The sequence below is a fragment of the Actinotignum sanguinis genome (assembly GCF_030230305.1).
Classification (GTDB): domain Bacteria; phylum Actinomycetota; class Actinomycetes; order Actinomycetales; family Actinomycetaceae; genus Actinotignum; species Actinotignum sanguinis.
In genome coordinates this window covers 24,160-50,087 of the sequence record NZ_JASPCQ010000005.1, presented here as the reverse complement: position 1 = coordinate 50,087, position 25,928 = coordinate 24,160, and the positions used below count along the sequence as shown (strand labels likewise).

Below are 25,928 nucleotides of genomic sequence, written 5' to 3'. Positions count from 1 at the left end.
TCGTGGCAACTCGTAAACGGCGCGGTTTAGGTAGTGGACTCGGGGCCCTCATTCCACCGGAACAGGCAGAGAATACTGAAAGCCCAATCGACATCTTTTTCGGAACTGTGAAGAAGAAGGATGAGAGTTCGCATAAGGATGAGGATTCGGAGAGTTTCAGCAGCGGTCAAGGTGGTATTCCGTCCGCTTCGGAGGAAGATCCCTTGCCCGCGGTGGATGTGCACCAGAAGGATCTCTCTGATGAGGTCAGTCCCTTAGACCTTGGATATGGTACAGCAGGAGAGAATGTTTCACGTGAAACATCGGGCGGCTCTCGGCGTGTAGCTTCGAAACAATCGGCTGATATGCCAAAGAAGAAACCTGCCAGTAAAAATTCCAAAACTGATGGCGTCCTATCAGAATCAAAGAGTGATAGTGGCGCGGCTGGCAATGTTTCACGTGAAACATCAGAGGATGCTGACCTTGTTGCGGTTCCCGGTGCGACCTACGGCGAGATTGATGTAACTATTATTGTTCCCAATCATGCGCAGCCTCGTACCAATTTCGACGAGGATGATTTAGAGGAACTTGCACAGTCGATTAAGGAAGTAGGCGTTCTACAGCCTATCGTTATTCGGCCACTGAGTGAGCCTTTGGATGAGCAGCCAGATGCGAGGTACGAGCTCATTATGGGTGAACGCCGCTGGCGTGCGAGCCAGCGGGCTGGCTTAACCCATATTCCCGCTATTATTCGGCGTACCTCAGATGAAGATGTGCTGCGGGACGCTCTTCTGGAGAATTTACACCGTGCAGATCTAAATCCGCTAGAAGAAGCTGCTGCTTACCAGCAATTACTAGAGGACTTCCAATGTACTCAGGATGAGCTCGCGAAGAGGATTGCGCGGTCACGCCCGCAAATTACTAATACCTTGCGACTTTTGAAGCTCCCCGCTTTAGTACAGCGGAGAGTTGCGGCGGGCGTGCTATCTTCAGGGCATGCGCGTGCGCTTCTTGGTCTCGCTGATGCTGGCGCTATGGAACGCCTTGCCCAACGGATCGTTGCGGAAGGACTTTCCGTTCGTGCTGTGGAAGAGATTGTCGCCCTCGGTGATGAATCAACGCCGGCGGCACCGCGCCGAGCTCGGGTCAGGCGCTTTGAACACGAGCTAAATTCCGTGGCCAACCAATTGGGTGATCGCCTCAATACGCGGGTCAAAGTCGATATGGGCCGCACGAAGGGAACTATGCGAATCGATTTTGGTTCTCTCGAGGATCTCAATCGGATTTTGAGCGTTCTGGCACCGGATGTGGAGGGCGTCAATCTTCCTCATGAAGATAGTAGCGAAGCATAAACCGCTGAGCTTTCTTGTTACAGGGCAATGTTTCATGTGAAACATTGCCCTGATTTATATTCGAATGTTGGCAACGTGGCATTTCTTAGATCGGGGTCGTGGTGCTTGGTGCGTGGCGGTACTTCCCTCATGTTTCACGTGAAACATATCCGATGCCGGCTTTAAATCGGTGATGATGCTGTGATTATGGAATAGCGCTAATGGCGGCTTTAAAGGAAGCGGGCAATGTTTCACGTGAAACATTGCCCGCGCCATGGGGATATCCCCAATATAACTATTGTTACTACTTTGCCATATCGGGAAGGTCTTCCGGTTCACTAAGATCTCGCCCAGCGGCACGGTGCAAAATTTGCAGGTAGAGAGATTCCGGAGTTGTCTCTGTATCTCGCGCGTATGCTTCAACGGCTTGGGGAAGCAACGATGTTTCCGTCATGCCCGGAGCGATATTCACGTCGATAACGTACGGAATGCCATCTTTTATGATGAGGTCAATACGGGAAACATCGCGAAGCCGAAGAGTGGTATGCGCTGTGAGGGCAGCATCTGCAACCCGGATTTTCTCTTCTTCGGAAAGGCGCGCAGGTACGTAGTACTTAGCGCGCCCAGCGAAGTAGCGTGCATCGTAATCATAGGGTCCATCGGTTTCAATTTCTACCGGCGGGAGCGCGATAGGACCGTTAGCTCCGTCAATAACGGAAACGGAAACTTCAGTTCCTGCAATAAAGGTTTCGACATGCGCCTCTTCCCCATAAGCAAAGCAATCAACCATGGCACGAGGAAGATCACCAGCTTTATTAACGATGGTTACCCCCAGGGCCGAGCCCCCCAAATTAGGTTTCACCACCAAGGGGAAGTCATAGCGTTCCCCAAGAAGCTCAAGAATAGGTGCCACCCCGACTTCTCGGAAAAGAGCCTCCGGGAAGCTCACTGACCACGGAACGGCAAGTCCGGCATGGCGCAAAAGCGATTGTGCAACCGTTTTATTAGAGGCAATGCGGGCGGCGTTCGCCGTCGACCCTACAAAACGGTACCCGCTAAGAGAAAGCAGATCTTGAAGCGCGCCATCTTCTCCGGTCGCACCATGCACCAACGGCCAGACCACCGTAGGATTCATGGAGTTGAGACGCTGGAGCAAGGTCGCGTCAACATCGAGGACCTTGACCTGGGCACCCGCTTCGCGTAGCAGTGTTGCGACCCGCCGCCCCGAACTCAGCGACACATCGCGTTCGTGTGTAAGACCACCGGCAAGAATAGCAACGGTAAGAATATTGTCCATTTTCCCTCCGGACTTCACTCTACTCATCGTCTTTGAGAATCGATAGCAATCGAATTACTTCGTTGCCCGTGGCGAGGAATCATCCACACCGAACATCTGAACCAAGTCATTTTCCTGGCCGATAACTTCTCCGAGCCTCCGAACGCCTTCCGTAATACGTTCCGGGGTTGGGTAGCAGAAGGACAACCGCATATGATCCGAACCTTGACCATCAGCAAAGAAAGCGGTTCCCGATACATATGCGACCAGGTTCTTCACCGCACGAGGAAGCATCTCATGCGCATTGAGACCGTTAGGAAGTTTCACCCAGGTGTAGAAACCACCCCGAGGCTTATTCCACGTGCACATGGGCATGTATTTCTCAAGAGCTGCTTGCATAGCTTGACCACGCTCAGCGTACATACCCCGATATTCCTTGACCTGCTGATACCAGTCGTAGGTGCGCAGATATTCCGCGATGGCAAGCTGACCAAAAGTGGTTGGGCACAGGATCGCATTTTCAGCGGCGAGGGTGAGACGTGCACTCAGCGCAGCAGGTGCCAATGCCCAGCCGACGCGGAATCCCGGCGCGAAAGTTTTGGAGAAGGAACCCAAGTACACCACGCCATCCGGGTTGAACGTTTGGATAGCAGGGATGGGATCACCATCAAAACCAAGCAGGCCATAAGGGTTATCTTCGACGATAAGAACATGATGGTTATCGCAAATATCAGCGATACGCCGGCGGCGTTCTTCGGATTGACTCACCCCGGCAGGGTTGTGGAAATTAGGGATGGTGTAGAGGAACTTAATTGGCTTTCCAACGGCTTCAAGATCCTTAATCGTTTCTTCAAGCTGCTCGGGAATCAGGCCATTGGCATCCATCTGCACGTGCACCACGTGAGCTTGGTACGCCCGGAAAGTTCCCAACGCTCCCACGTAGGAGGGAGCCTCAGCAATAACCACGTCGCCCGGATTAATAAAAATCTGGGAAACGAGATCAAGGGCCTGTTGGCTGCCGGTCGTAATATTGATGTCGTCCGGATGAGCACGAATACCTTCGGGGCGCATGACTTCCACGATCATTTCGCGGAGTTCTTCCGTTCCTTGGCCACCGCCGTACTGTAGCATTTTAGCGCCATTATTACGGATGAGCCGTGCGGTCATATCCGCGAGGAAGTCTAAGGGGAGACCGCTAATATTTGGCATACCCCCAGCAAGAGACACTACTTCGGGACGATTTGCGACGGCGAAAAGCTGACGAACCTCGGATTGCTTCATTCCTAAAGCTCGATCAGCGTAAACATTGTACCATGGATCAAGTCTGGTAAATCCGGGACCGGCGTGCTGCTCGCCCATACGTTCTCCTTCTCTTTTAACACACTAAGTGTGCCACGCTCGGGGCCGCGATAAAACAATGTTCGCAGGTGTGCTTTGCGCATCACTTTATTGCGGAGCCGAACGCGCTGAGTTCTTATGGGGCAGTAGCGTACCCGCAATGAAATGACCGTGTCAGCTCCATATTTATTCACGTTGTAAGCGACGGCCGAAAGGTGGCGGCAGTTCTGAAAGGCGGGCTAGCAGTTCAGCCCGGATGTCGAGTTTGGGAACTAATCCCGCGAACCGCGCATACTCCTCCCCTTGGTATACGAGGAGCAGGGTGGGCAGCCACTCGAGCTTTGGAATGAAAGCGCCTACTTCCTCCCACGGATGCTGCTGCATGTCCCGTGAGGCAAGATCCGAGGGGGTAATACCGCCATAACCCAAGGCTCGCTGGATCGCGTACGTTACTTCTTCGGATAGGTCAGTGAAATCTAGCCGATGTTCCGGGGCACCGCCCGGCAAGATGTGCTGGATATCGGCATCGGTAGTGGTGGCGGCTGTGCGCCGCGGACCAATCGGTGGTTCGGTAAGAACATCCAGGTTGATGCACCAGGCGTCGAAAGTTGCGTCCGGAATTAAACGATGGAGGTCGACGACGGTCTCCTCGAAAATGACGCGCATCGGCCGATCATAGGGAACCCACGAGGCAGTGTAGAGCAGCAGAGTAGGAACATCATGCCGGTAGGCGTTCATGGCACCTCCTTCTGACCGGGGTGGGCAGATCCCCAGCTCAACTATTTTAAATGCAGAACCAGCGAGGCGGGCCTTTTTAACTGCCTCGCCGGTTCGAACATGAAGAGAAGCGCCGCCGTACACCGCATGCTTAGTTACAGGGGCTACCTTCCCTGGAATTACTCTGCGCTATTATCCGTGGCGGCGTGCTGCGCCGCGAGATTTTCAAGATAGCGTTCCGCATCGAGAGCCGCCCGGCACCCGGTGCCAGCTGCGGAAATAGCCTGGCGGTAGTACCGATCCACAACATCCCCGCAAGCGAAAACTCCAGGAACCGAGGTTTCGGTATGGGGGTGGTTGACGAGGATATAGCCGCCGTCGTCCAACTTAAGCTGCCCACCGAGGACCTCCGTACGCGGTAGGTGACCAATGGCGACGAAAAGACCAGTTACATCAAGATTGGAATCTTCCCCGGTCACGTTGTTGTGGAGGGTGATGGCGTTCATGGATCCGCCATCTTCTCCGCGAATATCGGTGACTTCGCTATTCCAGTGCATAACGATCTTGGGATCGGCCAGCAGGCGATCCGCCATAATTTTCGAAGCGCGCAGTTCATCGCGCCGGTGGATAACGTGCACCTTGGTTGCGAAGCGAGTGAGGAAGAGAGCATCCGTTACGGCGCTGTCCCCGCCGCCCACCACGGCGATTTCCTGATCTTTGAAGAAGAACCCATCGCAGGTGGCGCAGTAGGAAACCCCGCGGGAGGCGAACATAGTTTCGCCGTCCAAGCCGAGCTTTTTATAGGCTGAGCCGAGGGCCAAAATCACCGTGCGTGCCCGGAACTCTGATTCGTCGGTGCGGATGATCTTGATATCGCCGCTTAGGTCCATGGAGAGAGCGTCGTCGTACTCCATTTCGGCACCGAATTTTTCGGCCTGCTGCTGCATATTAGCCATAAGGTCCGGCCCGAAGATTCCATCCGGGAAACCCGGGTAGTTTTCCACTTCGGTGGTGGTCATAAGGGCGCCGCCGGCATCGATGGCACCGCCGATCACCAGCGGCTTGAGGCCGGCGCGCGCGGTGTACAGCGCGGTGGTCCAGCCCGCCGGCCCGGATCCGACAATGATGACGTCACGAATATCGCTCTCGGTCATGTTTCTCCTGTGTTCTTGTGAGTGAGCGTGCCGCGTTGTGCGAGCACACCGCTCCCCATCGGGCACAACATTGGGTACAACGTCCCGGAATGTGTAGCTATTCCCAGCCGGTTGTAAACACCGCTTACTTCACGCTAATTTCAGAAATCTGCAGCTTGAACTGGCCCGCCGCGTTCTTGGGTAACTCCGTGAACCACAGCACCACGTGATCACTGTTTACCGGCGTTGGTGCCGTGAGTGTTGTTTTCGCGCTCATGGTACCCTCCGTCACCACGGTACCGCCGCTGGGCTGCTCAGCTGTGGTATCACGCCACTGCACATGTCCACCCTGGCCGCTCAACTGCAAAGTGACTTCTTTGATAGTGGACGGCTTCGCCAGGCGCAGCTCAATCCCCATCCCCTCTTTGAGCAAGCCAAATTTTGGATTTCGCAGGTATTCCCAGCTAGCCCATTCCGTTGCCGGATTCTTATCGATAGCAAGCGGAAGGGTCTGCGGGTAGTCTTCATCCGCCTCACTCTTATGCGGGTTGAGAAGATTCGCTGAAACAATTTGCGGTGCCGTGGAGCTGGGCGTGGGCGCGGCACTCGCACTCGGCTGGGCACCCTGACCTTCCGAAGTTTGCGCATCGGCCGAAGCCGTGGGCGGGGCAGAAATAACCGGCGGCCGGGTGGAAACATCCGTGGGCCGGAAGAAGGTGGATACCGCGAAGTACAACGCCACCAAAACCAGCGCAATCGCGCCCACCACAATGAGCTTAGAAGAATCGAAAATGCGCGATCCGAGGGCGCGCCCGTTTTCCTCATCGGTAATAATCGGCCGCGAGGGAGCCGGTGGCCGGGTGGCGGGCTTACGATCCCCGCGGGTGCGGGCCGCTACCTTTGCCGGAGCGGCGCTTGCGCGTGCCGCCGCTGAAGCTGGGTGAATACGGGGGGATTCATCGCCCCCGTGAGGCGACCCGGTTCGCTCCTCGTCGGTGCCGCTCATAATGGAACGACGCTGCGGACTCGTCGCACTGTGAACACTGTTTAAAGCAACCGTGGGTGCGGTATCACTTTCATGTTCCGGGGCGGCACTTGCAGGTTCTGCCCCTTCGCGTTCTGTCTCCTTACGTTCTGCCGCAACACGCGCAGCCGCGGCGCGTTCGGCAGCTTCATTTTCTGCCGCCTCACGCTCGCATTCCTCCAGTTCACGTTCCGCTTCGCGTAGCGAGGGGAAATGCGGTTGGAATCGCGGCGTTGCGGCATCCTGAGCGACGCCGCCGCCAGCGGCATCCTGACCACCGTGGCTATCGATATGGGCCGCGGAAGTTTCCTCAGTCCCTGTTTCGCTCCGGTCGCGGTAAGCAGTGTTTACCTTACTTTCTTCACCGCGGAATTCTTCCGGTGATACCCACCGGGGGTGGAGCTCCACGTCAGGAGCTGCGGCAATACCCAATTCTGTATCAACCGCACCCTCGAAATTCGCTCCGGAAACTCCGGCGGGGTCCAATTCCTGGCTTCCAATAGCCGATGAAGCGGAGGTAGTCGCGGTGCTGGCAGATACACCTGCGGCATCAGGAGCAGTTTCGCTATCCGGCACTACTTCGGTAGCAACCGCAACTTCGATATCAGGTGCAGCTTCGGTAGCGGGCGTGGTCGCGGTATGAGGAGCGGTCTCACCCGCGTGGGTTATTTCCTCGGGTGCGGTAATCCCATCGGGTTCGGATGGCTCGCCGGCATGTGTACCGGACTCAGCAAGGGTCCCAGCGCCCACGTCAGGTGCTTCGGCTTCCGCACCGGTGGCAGCTGCGGCGTCGTCGTGCTCAGAATCAACGGCGCCGAAGGAAACGTGACTGGAGCCCAAGGTGACGCGGCCAATCGCGCCCCCGCGGACATGCCCGCCCAGCGGATCGAAACCGAAACGGGAATCCCCGCCGCCGGGCAGCTGCGGCGCCACGAGTACCGGAGTGGGGAATTCACGCAGGTCGGGCCGATTGAAGGGGACGAGGCTGCGCAGTACTTCCCCGGGGGAAAGCAGACGTTCGGGGGAAAGGGTGCGCCGGAACACTTCGCGAATATCATCGGGGAGGGAATCATCGCGCGCCAGCGCCTCGAGCGTGGTCTCATCCGCCTGCGCGCCTTCGAGCAAAGTCGCCAAGAAAAGCACCAGGTCAGCGGCCTCGGCGTTATTGAGACTGGCCGGATCGTATTCATCCGTGCGCGCACCGGCCAGAGCAGCGTCAATACCGATGCCGTCCAGGTACACATCCCCGGCATCGCCCACCCGCACCCGCGAAGGCGTGATGCGCAAATGCCGCATACCGCGCCCGGATACCTGAGTGAGGATCGCGGCGAGTTCACACACCACGGCCTTGGCTTGCTCGGGCGCGAAACCTTCCCCGTGCACATAGCCGGTGAGCGAGGTGCCCAGCGGAATCTCACTCACCACGAAATTTTCGCCGACGGAAAGCGTGCGCACGATATGCGCGTCGTCAAGCAGCCCGGTGCGCCGCGCCGCGTCCAGCGCATCCGCGCGCGTGGGAATATCCCCGATGAGCAGCACCCGCACCGCGGTGCCAAGCGCATCATCCACGGCGTACCACTGCTCGGTACCCGCAATATCGAGTTGCTCTTCGTACAAATTCTCCAGGCGGTAGCGACCGGCGAGAGTCATGCCCCTGGTTCCGATGGCGCTCACAGTTCCTCCTTGCCGTGCCTCGCGGCCACATTACTCCTATGGTATTTCGTGTTCCTCGCGCAGTTTATCGACGGCGCGCGGCCCGGCTTCTTCCGCCGCGCTAGCCTCACGTAAATTGTGGAGATGTTTTTCAGGATCGACGCCGCCCGAACGCCGCCCGCTGCGCAGACTGCGTGCGATCCCACCGAGCAGGAGCACCGCGAGCAGCGCGCCAATAATATACGTCCCCGTGGTTTCCCACCCGGCGCGCACCCGCACATTAATATCCTGCACCGCACCGATCGGCGTACCCACCGGATCGGTCACCGCGGCCGTCACCGTGACATTCCCCGAGCCGGAAGCCTGCACCGGCACCGCCACCGTCACCGAGGCAGCGGGCGGAATCGTTGCCGCAACGGGATCGGAAGGCACGATGCGGAAATCTTCGGCGCGCAATTCCACCACCGCGCCCACGGGAACGGGAAGTGAATTATGCACGTGCACGGGCAGATCCGCACTTTCCGAAATGATATTGATTGTGGAGGAGGGCTGGACCGTGACGGCACCGGACATCTCCTCGGCCAGCTGCTTGAGCTGCGCGGCAAGTTCCTCGCGTTGTTCGTGGTGATCGCGGAGCGCCACCCCTGCCAGTTGCGCGGCGTGATGGGTAACGGGTCCGGTGATATCTGCGGGCCTCGGAGTCAGAGAGGCCGTGGTGGAAATTGTGGTGACGTGCGCATCACCCCGGGCCAATTGCGCCGCGGAAATCTCCCCGGGCAGCACGCGCTCCTCGGGAAGCTGGGCGCACCCGGCCGCCGGTTTCTCGAGAAGATTACCGGCCGCGGTGGGCGCCAGCCACGGCGCGCTTGTGAGCGCCCCGAGCGCGGCCCCGATATCGCGATCCGGCAAAGAACCGGCCCGCGCCAGCGCCCCGCTTTCCGGCCGGTCCACCAGCACCACTTGGGCGCGCGGTGCGGCGGGTAGTTCCCGGTAGGTTGCTGCCGAGAGCGCGAGGGCCGTTTGGCGGGCATCAATGGCGGAGAGGCGGCTCCCGGTGGCTTCCGGCAAACCTTCCCCACCTCCGGAGGCTAGTACATTTGCCTCGTCTGAGCTGGGCAGATATCCCTGCACCAGGGCGGAGAGCACGCCGTCCGCACGCAGTGCCGCGGCTTCATCCGGACCCGCTGCAATTTCACCCGAATCCGCCGCTTCGTTTGTGGCGGTTCCGGAATCCGCATCCGCAGCGCCCGCGCCTTCCGCGCCGGCACCGCGAGTTTCGCTCAAAGAACACGTTTTATTTTCCTCCGCGTCGAGCGGAATATTCACCCGCCCGCTCGGGCTGAGCCAGGAGGCGTGCGTCGCATCCACATCGGTAGTGATGAGCGCCGCGACTCCCGCATCGCGCAGCGCCCGCGCGGTGGCCCGGTCCACACCCAGCGCTGTCACCGCAATATCCGAACGCGCCGCGAAGCCGGAAGCCTGCGCCGCCTGCACCGCGTCTTGCCGTGCCAGGGCGAGCTTATCCGCACGCCCGGCATGGGTGAGCGCCGCGGCATCCACGTCCGCGCCCAAACCGAAGAACACGCTGGTCCCGGCCGCAGATTCAAAATTGCGCAGCGCGGCCCGCTCCGGATCGCCCCCGATAAGAAGCGGATCGACGGCGGCACTTACACCAGGGTGGGCAAAATACTCCAGGGTGCTCAAGCGATGGGGTAGCCGCTCGGCCTCCGGCGCGGAACCCGAAGACGAAGATGGTGCTGAAGCCGCGGGTGCGGTGTCCGGGGCCGACGGCGCAGCTGGGGCACTCGCCCCCTGGGATGCCGCCGGCGCGGATGGCGCTGCGCTCGCAGCCGGGTCGGACGTTGAGGTGAGGCTCGGCACGGCGATGCTTTCCGAGGTGGCGGAAGGTGCGGTGGGCGAAGGAGTGGCCGTTCCGGCCGGAGCTGAGGGTGCCGGTGGTGTGGCCTGCGGTTGCGGGCTGGCCCCGGGCGCGGGTGCGGTCAGGCTGGTGTAGACCTGCTCCTCGAGGGCCGGGGTGCTACCCACATCGCTCAGGGAGCGCGTGACCGGCACAATTGCACTGATGGGGGCAGGCGCGGCGTCGTCGCCGGGAGCGGTGACAATAAAACTACGGTCTGTTGCCGTTTCCCCATCCACCACGGCACTGACCTGGACCCCGCGCGGTCCCCACTCGGCGGGAATCCGCTCCCGCGGAACAGAAAAGGTGACGCGGGTGGAGGTTCCGGGTGCAAGATCAGCATCGGGGGTGAGGGTGTCGTAGAGGGCCAGGCCTGCGGGTTCCGCGCGCATAAAGCTCAGCACCGCGCTGCGCGAGGAGGGCACATAGCGCTGGATATAGAGCGAGACCGAATTGAGATGGCGGGTTTCCGTGGTGGAATTCGTCACGGTGGCGGTGAGGGTGAGGGTGGCGTCCTTACCGAGAACCGGGGCGCCCACGTCCACGATGTCCACGCTGGGCGCGGCGGCTGGACGTGCGGGAAGAGCCTGCGCGGGCAGGGCTTGCGCGCCTAGCGGCACCCAAGCGCTCAGCGGCACCCAGACAGCCACAGCCCCGGCAATCGCACCCCGCCACATCATTCCTCCCCCGCGAGAATCGCGCGGGCCGAGGCCACGATACGGCGTTCATTGGGGTAGGCGAGCCGGGAAGCCACCCGATCAAGGCGCACCCACTCGGCTTTTTCGGCTTCGTGATCCGGGTCGTTATCAACGGTGATATGCCCGGTGATCCCCTCCAATAAAAAGTGGTGGACGACTTTATGGACGCGATGGTTGGTGCCGGAGAACCAGTAATCAATGGTGGCTAAATGCATGAGCACCCGCCCGGTAATCCCGGTTTCCTCCGCAATTTCCCGCACGGCGGCTTCTTCGGGCGTTTCATTACCTTCCAGGTGCCCCTTGGGGAGGCACCACTCCAGCCGCCCGCCGCGGTTGCGCCGCGCGATAACGGCCACATAGGCCTTCCCGCCGCGCACCCCGATCACGATTCCCCCCGCACTCGTTTCGTTCACCACCGGAAGTGAATGGCGCCGCGCAGAGGCCTGGTGCACGGCAGCGGCGCGCCTCCAGGATCTACGGCCCCCGAACTTGGAGGGCAACGGTGCTGACTTCGACATACCTCTAACACTACAACTAACGGTCAGAGCCCCCGGATGTGGCAACCTTTAAGGGTGACCACTTCTCAACAGACTCCGAAGACTCCAACAACGGACGATATGCCTCCGGGCCAGCGCCGCGCTCTCCTGCTCCTGGCAGGCCAGCGCGCCCTGGCGAATCTCCCGGACGACATCTTGCAACTAGCTTCTATCTTCTCAGATCACGGCGAAGAATTGGCCCTCGTGGGCGGCCCGGTTCGTGATGCTTTCCTCGGTGCCCCCATTCACGACTTTGATTTGACTACCTCGGCGCGCCCGGAAACCACCGAAAAACTGCTGGCCCAGTGGGGAACCACCTGGGATATCGGGCGTGAATTTGGCACGGTGGGGGCGCGGCGCGGTGACGTCGTCGTCGAAGTAACAACGTACCGCTCCGATACGTACACCATCGGTTCGCGCAAACCCGATGTGGATTTCGGCGACAACCTCGAAGGTGACCTCACCCGGCGCGATTTCACCGTCAATGCGATGGCGGTGCGGCTGCCCAGCCTGGAACTGGTGGATCCGTGCGGCGGGGTGGATGACCTCCTCGCCGGGCAGCTGCGCACGCCCGTGACCGCCGCGCAGTCCTTCGATGATGATCCGCTGCGGATCATGAGGGCCGCGCGTTTCGCCGCGCAGCTGCGTTTCGATGTGGCTCCGGATGTTATGCGGGCGATGGAAGATTACGCCGAGCGCCTTGAGATTGTCTCCCAGGAACGCATCCGCGCCGAAGTGGAGCGCCTCATGACAGCTCCGGCCCCGCGCCGCGGTATTGAGCTCCTTGTGCACACCGGGGTGGCCGAGCGCGTGCTGCCCGAAATCGGCGCGCTGACCGATACCGTGGACGCCCAGCACCGCCACAAGGACGTGTACCAGCACACCCTCCAGGTGGTGGATAACGCTATCGCCCTGGAAGACGAGGAGGTGCCCGGTCCCGATCTCATCCTGCGCCTGGCCGCGCTTTTCCACGATATTGGCAAGCCGGCCACCCGCCGTTTCGAACGTGACGGCTCGGTGACTTTCCGCCACCACGATGTGGTGGGCGCGAAAATGACCCGTGCGCGCATGCGTGAACTGCGTTTTGATAAAACGACGACGAAAAGCGTGGCGCGCCTCGTCGAGCTGCACCTGCGGGCTTTCGGATTTGGCGAACATGACTGGACCGATAGCGCGGTGCGGCGCTTTGTGCGCGATGCCGGGGAGCTCCTCCCGCGCCTGCTGCGCCTCATCCGCGCCGATATCACCTCCCAGAACCGGCGCCGGGTGGCGCGGCTGTACGCCGCGAATGACGAACTGGAACGCCGCATTATTGAGCTGCGTGAACGCGAGGAACTCGAGGCGGTGCGCCCCGATATTGACGGTACCCGCATTATGGAGCTGCTGGGCCTTCAGCCGGGCCCGCAGGTGGGCAAAGCCCGCCAGTACCTGCTCTCCCTACGCCTGGACGAAGGCCCGCTGGGTGTGGAAGAAGCCGAAAAGCGCCTGCTGGAATGGTGGGACGCCCAGTGAAACTCGTTGGCGATCTGCGCTCCCTGGCCCGTTCGCGGGGATTTCTCAAATTGCTCTCGGTTCGGCTCGTCACCCAATGCGGGGACGGCATGTTCCAAATCGGCCTGGCCTCGCTTTTCTTCTTCAACCCGGCCGCGAGCGCGGATGTGCACGGGGTGGCGCTCTCCCTCGTGGTGCTACTGTTGCCTTTCTCCCTGGTCGGGCCTTTTACCGGCCCTTTTATTGATCGGTGGCGCCGCCGCCAGATCCTGGTGTACGGCAACCAGATCCGGGCTGGGCTCACGGTGGCGCTGGTGGTCACCACCCTGGCCAATATCGTGTGGCTCACCTATGTGCTGGCTCTCGTCACCCTCGGGCTCAACCGGATTCTGCTGGCGTGCATGAGCGCGGGGCTGCCGAACGTGGTGGAATCACGCGAGCGGCTCCTCGTGGCGAATTCCCTGGTGCCGACCCTCGGGGGTGCCTCTACCGCGCTGGGCGCGATTCTGGCGTTCTTCCTGCGTTTGGCGCTACCCGGGGAAGCGATGCAAAAAGTGGGGGCGCTGGTGTGCGCACTGGTGCTCTACCTGGGCGGATCGGGGGTAGCGAGTCTGCTGGGGCGCGATGAGCTGGGCCCGCACACCCGCCCGCGCGGTTTTTTCGGCACCGCACTTGTGGCGGCGGCGCGTGACCTGGTGGCGGCGCTGCGCTATCTTATTGCCCGGCGCACCCCGGCCGCGGCTCTTACCACCATGTCCCTGCACCGTTTCGTTTACGGAATGCAGTTCATCACCATCGTGCTGGCCGGCCGTAATCTCTACGCCGACCCGGCCAATGCCGATGCCGGCATCGCCTATTTCGGGATGCTGCTCGGCATGATGGTGCTGGGGCACGGGATGTCGATTATCCTCACGCCCCTCGCCCACGAACGCATGAGCCCGAGCTGGTGGGTGGTGTGCGCCCTGGTGGGCGGCACCGCCGGGCAGGCGATTATCGCGGCGACTACGAACCTGACCTGGGTGATGGTCGGGCTGTTTATTTTCGGGATCGGGGTGCAGGGCGCCAAAATCGCCGTCGATACCATCGTGCAATCCGATACCGCCGATGTTTTCCGCGGCCGCGCTTTCTCCATTTACGATGTCCTGTTCAATATTTCCGAATGCATTGCGGCCGGGGTGGCGATCCTTGTATTGCCGACCATGGGGTGGTCGCGCGAGGTGCAGCTCGCCCTCATCGTTATGGTCTGGTGCGTGGCGGGAGCTTATGCGCTGTTCGTGCGTTCCAGCGGCGGGCGGCCCGCACCGGTCGCGCTCTAGCCGGAGCGGTTCGGCTGCACCGCGGCGGTTCCGCCCCGGTCGCCGCATTTTCGGTACGACGACGCCACCGCAGCCCGCGCGGTACTTTCCTGCGGGGCGTGGGACCTCCGTGCGGGGTGTGGAAAACTGGCAAGATAAGAAGTAAATGACCCGGTGCGCATCCGCCACCGGGACTCCCACCAGGACGGAGGATCCTATGGCCGCCACTCGACCAGGTGATATTCCACGTGATCGCATTGCCCAGGCTATTAACACCCTGCCCACCCAGGTTGCTGGCTCCCGGGCGGGTAACGATAGTGGCGGTGAGGAGAGCGCGGGAGGGGCGGCGTCGTCGGCCTTAGCACGGGCAGGCGATGCGGAGAATTCCGGCGGCGGTGAACAAAGCGACTCTGGGAACTCGGAGGCCGGGCGCGGCGCGGATTCGAGTAGCGGCGGGGATTTCGGGGTGAAGCTGCTGCACGCGGCGGCGCTCCTCACCATCGTCTGCGTGGGCCTCTACCTCATTCATGATTTTGTGGGGCCGGTGTTCCTGGCCCTCACCCTGGTGCTGACGGTGCGCCCGGTACACCGCCTGCTGCTGCGCCACCGCGTGCCGCGGTGGCTGTCCGGAACGCTGACCGTCTCCATTATTGTGGTGGTGCTCCTCGCGGTGGTGGGTTTGACGGCGTGGTCCCTGGCCGGGCTGCCACGCACCCTCATGAGCTACGAAGATAAATTCACCAAGCTCTTCCAGGACACCATGACCTGGCTGGAAAGCCTGGGGCTCAGCACCGATCAGCTCAGCCAGCGCCTGGGTGACGTGCTCAATATGGACACGATTATTTCGCTGCTCAGCCAGGCGTCCGGGGCGCTTATGAGCGTGGGGAGCCTCATGTTTGTGCTGGCGCTCGCGATTTTCTTCATCACGATCGACACGCTGTCCGTGCCGGCACGCGCCCAGATCGTGCGCGATCACGATCCGGATCTCTACCGTGCCCTGGCCTCCTTCGAAGGGCGGGTGCGCCAATACTGGCTGGTGGCCACCCTCTTCGGGTTGCTGGTCTCCACCCTCAATTATTTCGTCATGATGTGGTTGGGGATTCCGCTGGCACTGGCCTGGGCGCTGTGGACCTTTGTTACGAATTACATCCCGAATATTGGTTTCATCCTCGGTGTGATCCCGCCGGCGCTCATGGGCCTGGTGGATAGCGGGCCGGCCACCGCGCTGTGGATTCTGGTGATTTTCACCTTCCTCAATGTCACGATCCAGGGCGTGCTGCAGCCGAAGATCGTGGGAGATGCGGTGGGCTTGTCCACCACCGTCACCTTCCTGTCGCTGCTGTTCTGGGCGGTGGTGCTCGGGCCGCTCGGAACAATTCTTGCTGTTCCGCTCACCCTGTTTATCAAGGCGATTTTCGTGGATTCTTCTTCGCGTTCGCGCTGGGTGGAGGCTTTCCTCGTGCCCGAATCGAATGCGGAAACGCGCGCCGATCGCGGCGTTTACGATCTTGATGAACCGGTGCGGGAAATTTATCGTGATTTCACCTCGCGAGATTCCGAGGTGCGAACCAAGATGCGGGACCTGCGGAAGATTTCGCGGCGTCGTAAGAAAGGGATCCGCGGGTAGCTTGGATCACGCGGGTTAGCCACGAGCGCGTGACCTGAGGCAGACTAGATACGCGGCGCGACCGCGCGCCGGTAGGGAGTAACGATGGCTGGAACGCGAACGGGTCGGACACAGAAGGAGCGCACGCGCACGCAAGCTGGGCGCGGCGCAGTTCCCGCGGGTCGTGCCGGAGCGCGCCGGGGCGGACCGGGCGCTGGCGCGCGCCGCAAGCGCTCCGTATGGAATTACCCGCGCCGCGGCAAAGGGCCGATTCACCGCTGGATTCCTTCGTGGCGTTTCGTGCTCGGGTTGTTCTTCACCCTGGGCTTCGGCGGGCTGGTTGCCCTGGTGACCCTCTACATTTTCCTACCTGTTCCCAGCCCCGATGATATTGCGACCGCGGAAAAAACCACTCTCTACTACCGCGATGGCAGCACCGAATTGGGCAGCATGTACGAGGTGAACCGCACCCCGGTCCCCTTGGAATCCCTACCGGATTACGTGGGGAATGCGGTGATTGCTTCCGAAGACCGCACCTTCTACTCCAATTCCGGGATTGACCTGGGTGGCATCGCGCGCGCCGTCGTCAATAATATTCGCGGCGGGGCGCGCCAGGGCGGCTCCACCCTCACCCAGCAGTACGTGGAAAACTACTACCTGGGCACCACCACCGATTACATCGGCAAAGTGAAAGAAGCCGTACTCGCGGTCAAGGTGGATCGCAATTCCTCCAAGCAGGACATTCTGGAAAACTATCTCAATACGATTTACTTCGGGCGCGGCGCCTACGGGATCGAAAGCGCGGCCCAGAACTACTTCGGGATTCCCGCCGCGCAGCTGAGCCTGGACCAGGCTGCGCTCCTCACCGCGGTTATTCCGGCGCCCTCCGCCTGGGACCCGGCGGTTGATCCGGAGCGAGCCTCCCAACGTTTCGACCGGGTCATTAACCGCATGCTCGAAGACGGCTATATCACCGCTGAGCAGGCCGCGGCCGCCACCATGCCCGCAACCATCGAGTATGTTGCCGCCAAGCAATTCAGCGGAACGAACGGCTACCTGCTGGCCGCCGCCCAGCAGGAACTTATCGCCACGGAAAAGTTCACCGAGGACAGCCTCAACCGGGGCGGCTATACGATTGTCACCACAATAGACCCGACCATGCAGCAGGCCGCGGTTGACGTCGTCAATGCCCTCCCCAAGGACCGCCCGGAGAACAACTACGTGGGCATGCTTTCCGCGGACCCCTCCACCGGAGGTATTTACGCGATGTACGCCGGCGCGGACTACCAGGAACGCCAGCGCAATACCGTCACGCAGGATCGCGCTCAGGCCGGATCAACATTCAAACCCTTCGGCGCGCTCGCGGCCCTCAAGCAGGGTAAATCCATCGACGGCACCTATTACAATTCCCCCGCGGAATTGAAAATTGGCGATATCACGATCAGCAATTTCGACGACGCCAATATGGGCAATATCAATATGCGCACAGCTACCGCGAACTCGGTGAATACGTACTATGCGCAGCTCAACGAGGAAGTGGGGCCGCGCAATACCCGCGCCGCCGCGATTGAGGCCGGAATCCCGGAGACCACGCCGGGCCTGGATAATTCCCTCACCAATGTGCTCGGTTCGGCTTCGCCCACCAATAAGGAACTCACCCAGGCTTTCGCCGGGTTCGCCAACCGCGGGGTGAGTGTGCCCCTCCACCTGGTCAGCGAGGTGCGTGACGCGCAGGGCACCGTGGTATACCGTGCGGATACGGCCGGTAAGCGGGTGCTCGACCAGCGCATTGCCGATAATCTCAACGAGCTACTCCAGGAGCCCACCGGTCCGCGCGGGACCGCGGATCGGGCCGGGCGGCTCGGCTTCCAGGTGGCCGGGAAAACCGGAACTTCCACGGACTTGAAATCCGCGTGGTTCGTGGGCTACAACCCGAAGATTATTACCACGGTGAATATGTTCCAGATCGGGCCGAACGGTGAGGAAGAATCGCTGGGCGGCTGGGGTGCCTACCCGTGGGGTATCGGCGGGAACGGCTACCCGGTGGATATGTGGGTGGACTTCATGAAGGCCGTGACGGGCGGTATGGATTTGCCGAAATTCCCCGAACCGGAGCTTATTGGGGACAAGCGCCCCAGCTACCGCCCCACGCGCCCCGAACCGGTGGAAGAAGTAACGACGACGCCCGAACCGAGCGCGGAGCCTACCGAGCAGCCAGCGCCGGCCACCGAGGCGCCGGAGCCTGAACCGAGCGCGACCGTGCCCCCGGAGCTGCAGCCCACCCGGATGCCAGCCCCGCCCACGGAAACCATCCCGCTACCCACCGAGCCGGCCGAGCGTGAGCGCGTTCCCGGTGCGGTTGGGTAAGCGCGGGCTAGTGCGCTCCACGCTCTCGAAGTGTGAGCCACCCGCGTTTTAGACTGGAGTCATGAAGATCTATCCCTTCTGGGCGCGGGAGAGCGCCCCGGTATCTACCACCTCGGGGCCGGCCACGGTGGCGCAATGGGGCTGGTCCGTGAATTCGGAAGAAGAAGCGCAAAAAGTCGCGAAGGTGCGGCTGCAGCGCCTCGTTGATCGCATTGCTGAACTCGGTCATTTTCCCCGCGAACGGCAAGCTCGCGCGGAATACTATCCGGGCACCCCGCTGCGCGAAGAGATTCTTTCTGTTCTCAGTACGGAGAATGGCACTCCCACCTGTGCGATCACCCGGAACCGCTACGGAGCCGAAGTTCTCAATACCTCGGATATCCTCATCGCGGATGTGGACGTTCCCGAATTAGAAGAAGCAGCCCGCGCCCGCGGCCGCAAAAGAGCCGGTAGGCGAGCCGGGGAACATGCGGCAGGATCCCCCAAGAAGCCCGGTTTCTTCGCTCGACTTTTCGGGTTCGGCGCGCAGAAACAGGAGCGGCCCGCCGGATCGGCTTTTGATCCCGCACCGGAACCGGCATCGACTACCGTGTCGAACACCGCCTCCGATCCCGCCTCCATCCCGGGGCTCATCACCGAAACAGCGCCGGTACGCCAGTACATGATCGAAGCTGAACTCATTGCCTTTGACCGTATCGAGCACTTCGCGCGGCTCAATGCAGCATGGCCGATTTTCGTCTACCGCACCTTCAAAGGTTTCCGCGTTATCGTAGCGGTTGAAGGTATTGCTGCGGACTCCGGGGAAGCGCAGATGATCCTCAACCAGCTCGGTTCCGACCCGCTCTATATGCGCCTGTGCCGGGTGTACGAATCGTACCGGGCGCGCCTGAGTGCCAAACCCTGGCGAGTCGGGATCGCGGCGCCCGGCGTGCGTTGGCCCGAGTACGATGCGTCGTCGGCGCTCTGCGATCAGGTTGCGCACGAGGAAATGCTCCGGTGGTTGACGCAGTACGACGACGCCCGCGCCGGCCACGCCACCACGCGCTTTATTGCTGCGTTCGGGCCCGCTCCTACCGGGCGCGCCGCGGAGGTGGTCGAGCTGCACGCGCGCGTGACCGGAGCGGAGTCCGGACTGCCACTCGCCTAGAGCTAGCTCGCCGGGCGCCTCAAGTTGGGCCTTTCGGCTGCCTGCGGTCTGCCGAACGGTGACCTAGAGCTGGAGGGTGCCCGCCCACTGGTTGGCGACCGTATCAAGGTAGCCGAGGTGATCGTCGAACAGGCCGGCGTATCTTTCGGTCATCTCCAGGGTGATGGTTCCTACCAGTTCCGTCCACGCGCGGATCACGGAGACGATGAGGCCGTCCGGGAGCTCGGCCAGCTCCGCATCGAGGGAACCGAAGGTCATGCGAATCCGCCACAGATCCACCCCGAGCGCGCGGGTTTCCGGGCCGGTCAGGGCTTTATTGCGCCCGCCTTTGGCGATGCGAGCCAATTCGAGGGGGACGCGCAGGGCCGCGGCCGTGGTCATTTCCGGATTGGAAAAATCAATGGCGCTGGCGCCGTAAATAAGGGAGAAGCGGTTCGGGTAAGCGAGGGCCCAGCTGTGGGCGGCGCGCCAGGCCGCCACCCAGCGTTCCCGCCCCGATATTTTCTGGTCCGCCGCCCGGCGCATCGCTCCGGCCAGGTCGCGGTAGGCTTCGGCCGCCAGGGCGGTGAGGAGTTCTTCGCGGGAGCGTACGTGGCGGTAGGGAGCACCCGGGGAAAGCTCCAGGGAGCGAGCGATCGCGCGCATAGAAAGCTGTTCGCCGCCGGCGCGGTCAAGTTGCGCGCGGGCCGCATCCAGCAGCTTTTCCCGTGTGGTGGGTGCTTCACCTTCACTCATAGCTCGCTCCTGTGTTTGTGCCCGGTAGGCCGCCACAATCGCGGTGGAGCGACCTAGGGAAAGTCTACCGTTCCCCCTGCGTTCAGGGCCGGGATTCTCACGGAAATACAGGCGAAAAGGCGTGGGCCGCTCCATATTTAACCATCTGGAAAACACTGCCGCTACCGGCTAGACTGAGGGACTGACCTATCTGTTCGCGTGCGTAAGCATGCGAACGGGCCGGTCAACGCATAACCCTTCTGCCGCGGACGGACCGCGGCCGTTTAGACCAGAGGAGGTGGGTAGACATGCGTGAATACGAGATGATGATCATCCTTTCTCCGAACGTTGACGAACGTAATCTGTCGACCAACGTTCAGAAGCTGCTCCAGGTTGTCCCCAATGAGGGCGGCGAACTGGAAAAGGTCGATATTTGGGGCCGCCGGAAGCTTGCTTATGACATTAACAAGCACTCCGAGGGTATTTACGTCGTCGTCGATATGAAGGCGACTCCCGCAACCGCAAGCGAACTTGACCGCCAGCTCGGCCTCAATGAGGACGTGCTCCGCATCAAGCTCCTGCGTCGCGAAGCAAAGTAAACGTACCACCAGCGTAAGAACCGAATCTGAGAAAACAACGGGGTAATAGGAGCGATTATGGCAAACGAACCGGTCATTACGATCGTCGGTAACCTCACCGCCGATCCGGAAATGCGTTTCACGTCAGGTGGTGTGGCGGTCGCGAGCTTCACGGTTGCTTCCACCCCGCGCAAGCGCAATGCCCAAACTGACCAGTGGGAAGATGGCGAGCCAATGTTCGTGCGGTGCTCGGCGTGGCGTGACTACGCGGAGAATGTCGCCGAATCGCTGTCGAAGGGCATGCGCGTGCTGGTAACGGGCCGGCTTACGGTCAACCGTTACCAGACCCAGAACGGGGAACAGCGCGAAGGTCTGGAACTTCAGGTTGATGAAATCGGGCCCTCGCTGCGTTACGCCAAGGCCCAGGTTACGAAAACTAGCGGCGGCGGTAATTACAACCGCGGCAACCAGGGTGGCTACGGCCAGAACCCGGGCGGTCAAGGTGCGCCAAGCGGCCAGGGCGGGCAGGGCTCCTACGGGGGTCAGGCCAGCTACAACGCTCCGCAGGGCGGCTCGGCTTACGATCCGTGGAGTCAGCAGCCGCAAGCCCCGCAGGGCGGTTCCGCTTTCGACGATATGCCCCCATTCTAAATTTTCGTCTAGATTTCCGTTCTAGATTTTCGGGACTACGCACACACCAGTTATTGACATTTTGACTCGGGCTGCCGCCCCGCAGCGCGCCGCGCAGTGTAACGCGCGGGATTCGCGGGAATTGCGCTAGGCACGAGTCGCAGCAACATTAGGAGACAACTATGGCGAAGGGACATCTTCGCAAGCCGTTGAAGCGGAAGACCGCTCCGGTGAAGGCCATCAAGGTCGGCAATATTGACTACAAGGACACCGCTACGCTGCGCAAGTTCATTTCGGACCGCGGCAAGATCCGCGCCCGCCGCGTGACCGGTGTCAACGTTCAGGAGCAGCGCAAGATCGCCAAGGCGATTAAGAACGCCCGTGAGATGGCTCTGCTTCCCTACTCGAGCAACGCTCGCTAAGGAGGCACATAATGAAGCTCATTCTTACGCACGACGTCGAACGCCTCGGCACCGCCGGTGACGTTGTCACCGTCAAGGACGGCTACGGCCGTAACTACCTGCTGCCGCGCGGCTACGCCACTCCGTGGACCAAGGGTGCCCAGAAGCAGATCGACCAGATGGCCGAAGCGCGCCGCAAGCGCTCCATCACCGATCTGGAAGCCGCGCACGCGCTGCGCGATGCGCTTAACGAAGCCGTGGTGCAGGTGAAGAAGGCCGCCGGTGAAAACGGCCGCCTCTTCGGTGCGGTGACCTCCAAGGACATCGCCGAAGCCGCCACCGAAACCGTGGGCAAGCCGGTGGACAAGCGTTGGATCACGCTTGCCTCCCCGATCAAGTCCCTGGGCAGCTACACCGCCAAGGTGCGGGTGCATGAGGATGTCACGGCATCCCTTCAGGTGGATGTGCTGCGCGCACCCAAGAAGTAATAGCTGATAGCTAGCTAATCAGCACGCTAAGGCGGGGGAGAACCGGATGTGGTCTCCCCCGCCTTTGTGCTGCCCGGGCAAGTTTCGTGCTGCCGCTGCTACCGTGCCCCTTGCCGTACCACGCCCATCCGCACTCCCGCGGGCTCCACGAGTACAAGTCACGTGCTCTACGAGTCACGGGCCACGAGTCACCGTCCACAAGAACCTCAGAAGTCACACTGGCACCAGCTAGGGTGCTAGGTGTTTTCAAGGGTGTACTTCGTATGTACAACATCCGCAGTACACCCCGGAAAACACATACCGGGTCCGGCGCCCTACCTCCCCGGCCCTGGGCCATGGCCTAGCTCGAGCTCCCGAGCTGCACCCACTTTTCCCCGCGTACCCGCAGGTACATGGGCAGGGCCCGCGCGCTCATGCACACCCCGGCATAGCCGATCCACAGCCAGATGAATCCCGGCTGCCCGGACGTCCATTCCAGCAGAGCGAGCACCATAGGCCCGTACAGGGCGAGGGGGATAAACATCATCCACGCCAGGGTCGTCAGATCACCCGCGCCAATGAGGACGCCGTCGAGAATAAATGCCACCGAGGCGATGGGGAAAAATACCGCGATGACGAGGAGGCCCCAGAAAGCCAGCCAGCGCACGTCCCCCGCGGTGCTCATAATCCGCACGATAAGAGGTGAGGTGAGAACGGTGGCGGCCCCCAGCACAGCACCGACGCTCATGCCGCGGCTGAGGCAGCGCCCGAGCACTACCCGCAGGCGCGATTCATCGCCGGCCCCGGAGGCTTGGCCCACGAGGATTTGCGCGGCCATGGCGAGGGCGTCCAGCCCGTAGGAGGCGAAATTCCAGATGGTCATGGTGATCTGGTTCGCGGCCAGCGCTTCGGTGCCGAGTTGGGTCGCCCCGGTTATTTGCAGCAGGATCAGCACGCGTAGCACCGCGGAACGCACGATGAGGGGCACGGAATCGTGGAGGGCGCGGAGCACACCCACTCCACGTGGAGCGAGCGGTGCGTGGTGCTCGCGGGCATGATGTACGACGACGCCGGTAAGGACCACGCCCATGACCGTTTGTGCCGCTGCGGTACCGATTCCGGCGCCGGCCAGGCCCAGCCCGGCCGGGTAGATGAAAACGAAGTTGAGGGGAATGTTGACGAGTGCGCCGAGTACCGAAACCTTGAAGGGGGTGGTGGTGTTCCCCAGTCCGCGCAGAGTTCCGGTGGCCGCGAGGACAACGAGCATACCGGGGAGCCCCGCGGCGGAAAAACGCAAATAGCGTGCCCCCTCGGTGATAACGATCCCCTCCGCCCCGAAGACCGCCAGAATCTGGGGCGCCCAGATGGCCAAGATCGCTCCGAGCAGCACGCCCAGCGTTCCGGCCAACCACAGGCCGTCCATGCCCTGAGAGAGGGCGGCTTTCATACGGCCGGCTCCCACGTAGCGGGCGGTGGCGGAGGTGGTGGCGTAGGCGAGGAAAATGCACAGTCCCACGAGGGTGGTGAGAATTGTGGAGGCGAGGGCGAGGCCGGCAAGCGGCCCGGTGCCCAGGTGGCCGACCATAACGGTATCCGTGGCGACGAGGAGTGGTTCGGCCAGGAGAGAACCGAGGGAGGGTAGGGCCAGGCGCGCGATCTCGCGGTCGATAGCGTGCTTGGTTGTGGGGGTCTTGGAGCTGGTCGTACCGGAGTCAGTGGTGTAGGACTCGTCTTTGTTGGCACTGTTTGTGCGGTCCCCAGCGGGGCCGTCAGGATGCTTCTCGGGTGTCGTCACGTCCGCTAGCTTAGCTGAGCCCGGGAGGGTCGTCCGGAACCGGTGCTACCAACCAAAGGTGATGAGTACTTGAGGAAAGCCTCAACGTGAGTGACGTCACGTAGTTAAGATGTGGAGAACTTTCCCGCAGAATATCCACAGTTGTGGACAAACTTGGGGACGGGATACCGGGGATTTCCCCCACTCCATCCACAGTTGTGGATAGTTGTGGGTACAAATGGTGAACAATCCCCAAGCTATCCACAGTTTGTCCACCGGTTATGCACGAATTCACCGGCGTGTTTACACATCCGCGCAGGCGAATTAACTTGAAATTCACCTCGTAAACGCGTTACGAAAGCCAGTGGAGATCTATCGCCGAGAAAGGGAAGCTATGTCCGTCGTCAATAACGGTGCAAAGATGCAGGGGTCATCTTTTGAACGTACCCCTCCCCAAAACCTCTCGGCGGAACAATCTGTGTTGGGCGGGATGCTGCTCTCCAAAGATGCCATTGCCGATGTGGTGACGGTGTTGACCGCCGATGATTTTTACCATCCCTCGAATGCCACGGTCTTCACGGTTATCCTGGAGCTTTTCGGGCGTGGGGAGCCGGCAGATGCCATTACCGTGGGTGCGGAACTCAAGAAGCGCGGGGATCTTGAGCGTATCGGCGGGCTGCCGTATCTGCACACCCTGGTTGCTTCGGTGCCCACGGCTGCGAATGCCGGGTATTACGCGAATATTGTGCGTGAACAATCCCAGCTGCGCGGCTTGGTGGAAGTGGGCACCCGCATCGCCCAGCTCGGCTACACCACGGACGGCGCGGATGTTATGGGCCTCATTAATATGGCGCAATCAGAAGTTTTTTCTCTCGGGCAATCGCGTGAGGCCACGGATTACGCCACGATGGCGGAAATCGTTCCCGGGCTTTTAGATGAGCTGGAGAAGAACGCGGAACGCGCCGGCCAATTAGAAGGTGTGGCTACCGGTTTTATCGACCTGGATGCCAAGCTCAACGGCCTGCGCGCCGGGCAGATGATTATTGTGGCGGCCCGCCCGGGTGCGGGTAAATCCACTCTGGCGATGGATTTTTGCCGGCAGGCAGCCATCCACAATCACCAACCGGTGGTCTACTTCTCCCTGGAAATGAACCGTACGGAGCTGTCCATGCGTTTGCTCGCTGCCGAAGCGGGAGTGTTCCAAGATCGCATGATTAAAGGTGAGATGACACAGCAGGATTGGGACAAAGTCGCCGGCGCCGTCGAACGTATTTCTACCGCGCCGCTCATTGTGGATGATTCTCCGAATCTCACCTTGCCGGAAATCCGCGCGAAATCACGCCGGCTTAAGCAGCAGCACGATATTCAGATGATCGTGATCGACTACCTCCAGCTTTTGGCTTCGGCCGGGAAGGTTCCCGAATCGCGCCAGCAGGAAGTTTCGGAGTTTTCGCGCTCGATTAAGTTGCTCGCTAAGGAATTGGAAATTCCTATTATTGCGGTGGCGCAGCTCAACCGTGATTCGGAAAAGCGTAATGATAAGCGCCCTCAGGTGGCTGACCTGCGTGAATCGGGTTCGCTGGAGCAGGATGCCGACGTCGTCCTTCTTATCCACCGCGATGATATGTACCATCAGGATTCTGAGAAGGCCGGCCTGGCGGAAGTCATTATTGGCAAGCAGCGTTCCGGACCTACCGGCACCGTGGAAGTGGCTTTCCAGGGCCATTACGCGCGTTTCGCGAACCTTGCGGAAAACTAAGCCTGTGGAGCAAAATCGCGGGGGTGCCGCTGCCGACCTGCAGCGCACCCCCACGTAAAATACTTTTCTACCACCGGCACTCTGCCGCTGGGTTAG

Annotated in this window: 20 protein-coding genes; 11 read left to right on the top strand and 9 right to left on the bottom strand. The window is 61.1% G+C overall.

The features are described from left to right. Positions 1-2 precede the first annotated feature (2 nt). Positions 3-1,331, top strand: a complete 1,329-nt coding sequence (locus QP828_RS04070; protein WP_274732575.1) for a ParB/RepB/Spo0J family partition protein — start codon at positions 3-5, stop codon at positions 1,329-1,331. Positions 1,332-1,614: 283 nt separating this feature from the next. Here the strand turns inward: QP828_RS04070 and QP828_RS04065 are convergent, their stop codons facing one another. From QP828_RS04065 to QP828_RS04035, 7 genes are all read right to left on the bottom strand, one after another. Then, positions 1,615-2,634 carry a D-alanine--D-alanine ligase family protein gene (locus tag QP828_RS04065; RefSeq protein ID WP_274736453.1) on the bottom strand — a complete coding sequence of 340 codons (1,020 nt, stop codon included), beginning with the start codon at positions 2,632-2,634 and terminating at the stop codon, positions 1,615-1,617. A gap of 27 nt (positions 2,635-2,661) precedes the next feature. Beyond that, positions 2,662-3,945 (bottom strand): aminotransferase-like domain-containing protein, encoded by a 1,284-nt coding sequence (locus tag QP828_RS04060; RefSeq protein ID WP_274732579.1) that lies wholly within the window; start codon positions 3,943-3,945, stop codon positions 2,662-2,664. Between the two features lie 165 nt (positions 3,946-4,110). Continuing rightward, complete coding sequence (locus QP828_RS04055; RefSeq protein ID WP_274732581.1) at positions 4,111-4,662, bottom strand: YbbN family protein; 552 nt, start codon at positions 4,660-4,662, stop codon at positions 4,111-4,113. A gap of 158 nt (positions 4,663-4,820) precedes the next feature. Then, positions 4,821-5,795, bottom strand: a complete 975-nt coding sequence (gene trxB, locus QP828_RS04050) for a thioredoxin-disulfide reductase (RefSeq protein ID WP_274732582.1) — start codon at positions 5,793-5,795, stop codon at positions 4,821-4,823. A 124-nt stretch (positions 5,796-5,919) separates the two neighbouring features. Next, entirely contained in the window at positions 5,920-8,472 is a 2,553-nt protein-coding gene (locus tag QP828_RS04045; RefSeq protein WP_274732583.1) for a protein kinase family protein, read from the bottom strand. 36 nt (positions 8,473-8,508) lie between these two features. After that, a complete protein-coding gene (locus tag QP828_RS04040; protein WP_274732585.1) occupies positions 8,509-11,049 on the bottom strand; it encodes a DUF6049 family protein in 2,541 nt (846 codons plus the stop codon). After that, entirely contained in the window at positions 11,046-11,585 is a 540-nt protein-coding gene (locus tag QP828_RS04035) for an NUDIX hydrolase (RefSeq protein WP_081637277.1), read from the bottom strand. Before QP828_RS04035 ends, QP828_RS04040 begins: the two co-directional genes overlap by 4 nt. 36 nt (positions 11,586-11,621) lie before the next feature. Here QP828_RS04035 and QP828_RS04030 point away from each other — a divergent pair, with 36 nt between their 5' ends. The 5 genes from QP828_RS04030 (at position 11,622) to QP828_RS04010 (ending at position 19,509) form a co-directional block, all read left to right on the top strand. Next, positions 11,622-13,115, top strand: a complete 1,494-nt coding sequence (locus tag QP828_RS04030) for a CCA tRNA nucleotidyltransferase (protein WP_375712900.1) — start codon at positions 11,622-11,624, stop codon at positions 13,113-13,115. Further along, on the top strand, positions 13,097-14,410 hold the full coding sequence (locus tag QP828_RS04025) for an MFS transporter (protein WP_274732588.1): 1,314 nt from the start codon (positions 13,097-13,099) through the stop codon (positions 14,408-14,410). The genes QP828_RS04030 and QP828_RS04025 overlap by 19 nt, the downstream gene beginning before the upstream one ends. Before the next feature lie 196 nt (positions 14,411-14,606). Continuing rightward, positions 14,607-16,016: an AI-2E family transporter gene (locus QP828_RS04020; RefSeq protein ID WP_274732590.1), complete on the top strand. Its 1,410-nt coding sequence runs from the start codon at positions 14,607-14,609 to the stop codon at positions 16,014-16,016. An 84-nt stretch (positions 16,017-16,100) separates the two neighbouring features. After that, complete coding sequence (locus QP828_RS04015) at positions 16,101-18,362, top strand: transglycosylase domain-containing protein (RefSeq protein ID WP_274732592.1); 2,262 nt, start codon at positions 16,101-16,103, stop codon at positions 18,360-18,362. A gap of 61 nt (positions 18,363-18,423) precedes the next feature. Beyond that, positions 18,424-19,509, top strand: a complete 1,086-nt coding sequence (locus QP828_RS04010; RefSeq protein ID WP_274732594.1) for a hypothetical protein — start codon at positions 18,424-18,426, stop codon at positions 19,507-19,509. A gap of 63 nt (positions 19,510-19,572) precedes the next feature. Here QP828_RS04010 and QP828_RS04005 read toward each other — a convergent pair whose 3' ends face one another. Then, the gene (locus tag QP828_RS04005; RefSeq protein WP_274732596.1) at positions 19,573-20,244 is read right to left on the bottom strand and encodes a TetR/AcrR family transcriptional regulator; all 672 of its coding nucleotides are present in this window, start codon (positions 20,242-20,244) and stop codon (positions 19,573-19,575) included. A 287-nt stretch (positions 20,245-20,531) separates the two neighbouring features. Between QP828_RS04005 and rpsF the strand changes: the two genes are divergently transcribed. The 4 genes from rpsF to rplI all read left to right on the top strand — a co-directional run bounded on the left by rpsF (position 20,532) and on the right by rplI (position 22,320). Next, positions 20,532-20,822 carry a 30S ribosomal protein S6 gene (gene rpsF / locus QP828_RS04000; protein WP_016442033.1) on the top strand — a complete coding sequence of 97 codons (291 nt, stop codon included), beginning with the start codon at positions 20,532-20,534 and terminating at the stop codon, positions 20,820-20,822. Between the two features lie 57 nt (positions 20,823-20,879). After that, entirely contained in the window at positions 20,880-21,452 is a 573-nt protein-coding gene (locus QP828_RS03995; RefSeq protein ID WP_016442032.1) for a single-stranded DNA-binding protein, read from the top strand. Positions 21,453-21,613: 161 nt separating this feature from the next. Continuing rightward, positions 21,614-21,853 carry a 30S ribosomal protein S18 gene (gene rpsR / locus QP828_RS03990; protein ID WP_016442031.1) on the top strand — a complete coding sequence of 80 codons (240 nt, stop codon included), beginning with the start codon at positions 21,614-21,616 and terminating at the stop codon, positions 21,851-21,853. Positions 21,854-21,864: 11 nt separating this feature from the next. Beyond that, positions 21,865-22,320: a 50S ribosomal protein L9 gene (rplI, locus tag QP828_RS03985; RefSeq protein WP_016442030.1), complete on the top strand. Its 456-nt coding sequence runs from the start codon at positions 21,865-21,867 to the stop codon at positions 22,318-22,320. Between the two features lie 340 nt (positions 22,321-22,660). Here the strand turns inward: rplI and QP828_RS03980 are convergent, their stop codons facing one another. Then, complete coding sequence (locus QP828_RS03980) at positions 22,661-24,094, bottom strand: MATE family efflux transporter (protein WP_274732597.1); 1,434 nt, start codon at positions 24,092-24,094, stop codon at positions 22,661-22,663. 373 nt (positions 24,095-24,467) lie between these two features. Between QP828_RS03980 and dnaB the strand changes: the two genes are divergently transcribed. Continuing rightward, a complete protein-coding gene (gene dnaB / locus QP828_RS03975; protein WP_274732598.1) occupies positions 24,468-25,832 on the top strand; it encodes a replicative DNA helicase in 1,365 nt (454 codons plus the stop codon). Positions 25,833-25,928: the final 96 nt, after the last annotated feature.

Bases quoted from the DNA above. Each gene is read 5' to 3' on its own strand.
- QP828_RS04065 (WP_274736453.1), bottom strand. From the start codon at position 2,634: ATGAGTAGAGTGAAGTCCGGAGGGAAAATGGACAATATTCTTACCGTT.
- QP828_RS04060 (WP_274732579.1), bottom strand. From the start codon at position 3,945: ATGGGCGAGCAGCACGCCGGTCCCGGATTTACCAGACTTGATCCATGG.
- QP828_RS04055 (WP_274732581.1), bottom strand. From the start codon at position 4,662: ATGAACGCCTACCGGCATGATGTTCCTACTCTGCTGCTCTACACTGCC.
- trxB (WP_274732582.1), bottom strand. From the start codon at position 5,795: ATGACCGAGAGCGATATTCGTGACGTCATCATTGTCGGATCCGGGCCG.
- QP828_RS04040 (WP_274732585.1), bottom strand. From the start codon at position 11,049: ATGATGTGGCGGGGTGCGATTGCCGGGGCTGTGGCTGTCTGGGTGCCG.
- QP828_RS04035 (WP_081637277.1), bottom strand. From the start codon at position 11,585: ATGTCGAAGTCAGCACCGTTGCCCTCCAAGTTCGGGGGCCGTAGATCC.
- QP828_RS04030 (WP_375712900.1), top strand. From the start codon at position 11,622: ATGTGGCAACCTTTAAGGGTGACCACTTCTCAACAGACTCCGAAGACT.
- QP828_RS04025 (WP_274732588.1), top strand. From the start codon at position 13,097: ATGGTGGGACGCCCAGTGAAACTCGTTGGCGATCTGCGCTCCCTGGCC.
- QP828_RS04020 (WP_274732590.1), top strand. From the start codon at position 14,607: ATGGCCGCCACTCGACCAGGTGATATTCCACGTGATCGCATTGCCCAG.
- QP828_RS04015 (WP_274732592.1), top strand. From the start codon at position 16,101: ATGGCTGGAACGCGAACGGGTCGGACACAGAAGGAGCGCACGCGCACG.
- QP828_RS04010 (WP_274732594.1), top strand. From the start codon at position 18,424: ATGAAGATCTATCCCTTCTGGGCGCGGGAGAGCGCCCCGGTATCTACC.
- QP828_RS04005 (WP_274732596.1), bottom strand. From the start codon at position 20,244: ATGAGTGAAGGTGAAGCACCCACCACACGGGAAAAGCTGCTGGATGCG.
- rpsF (WP_016442033.1), top strand. From the start codon at position 20,532: ATGCGTGAATACGAGATGATGATCATCCTTTCTCCGAACGTTGACGAA.
- QP828_RS03995 (WP_016442032.1), top strand. From the start codon at position 20,880: ATGGCAAACGAACCGGTCATTACGATCGTCGGTAACCTCACCGCCGAT.
- rpsR (WP_016442031.1), top strand. From the start codon at position 21,614: ATGGCGAAGGGACATCTTCGCAAGCCGTTGAAGCGGAAGACCGCTCCG.
- rplI (WP_016442030.1), top strand. From the start codon at position 21,865: ATGAAGCTCATTCTTACGCACGACGTCGAACGCCTCGGCACCGCCGGT.
- dnaB (WP_274732598.1), top strand. From the start codon at position 24,468: ATGTCCGTCGTCAATAACGGTGCAAAGATGCAGGGGTCATCTTTTGAA.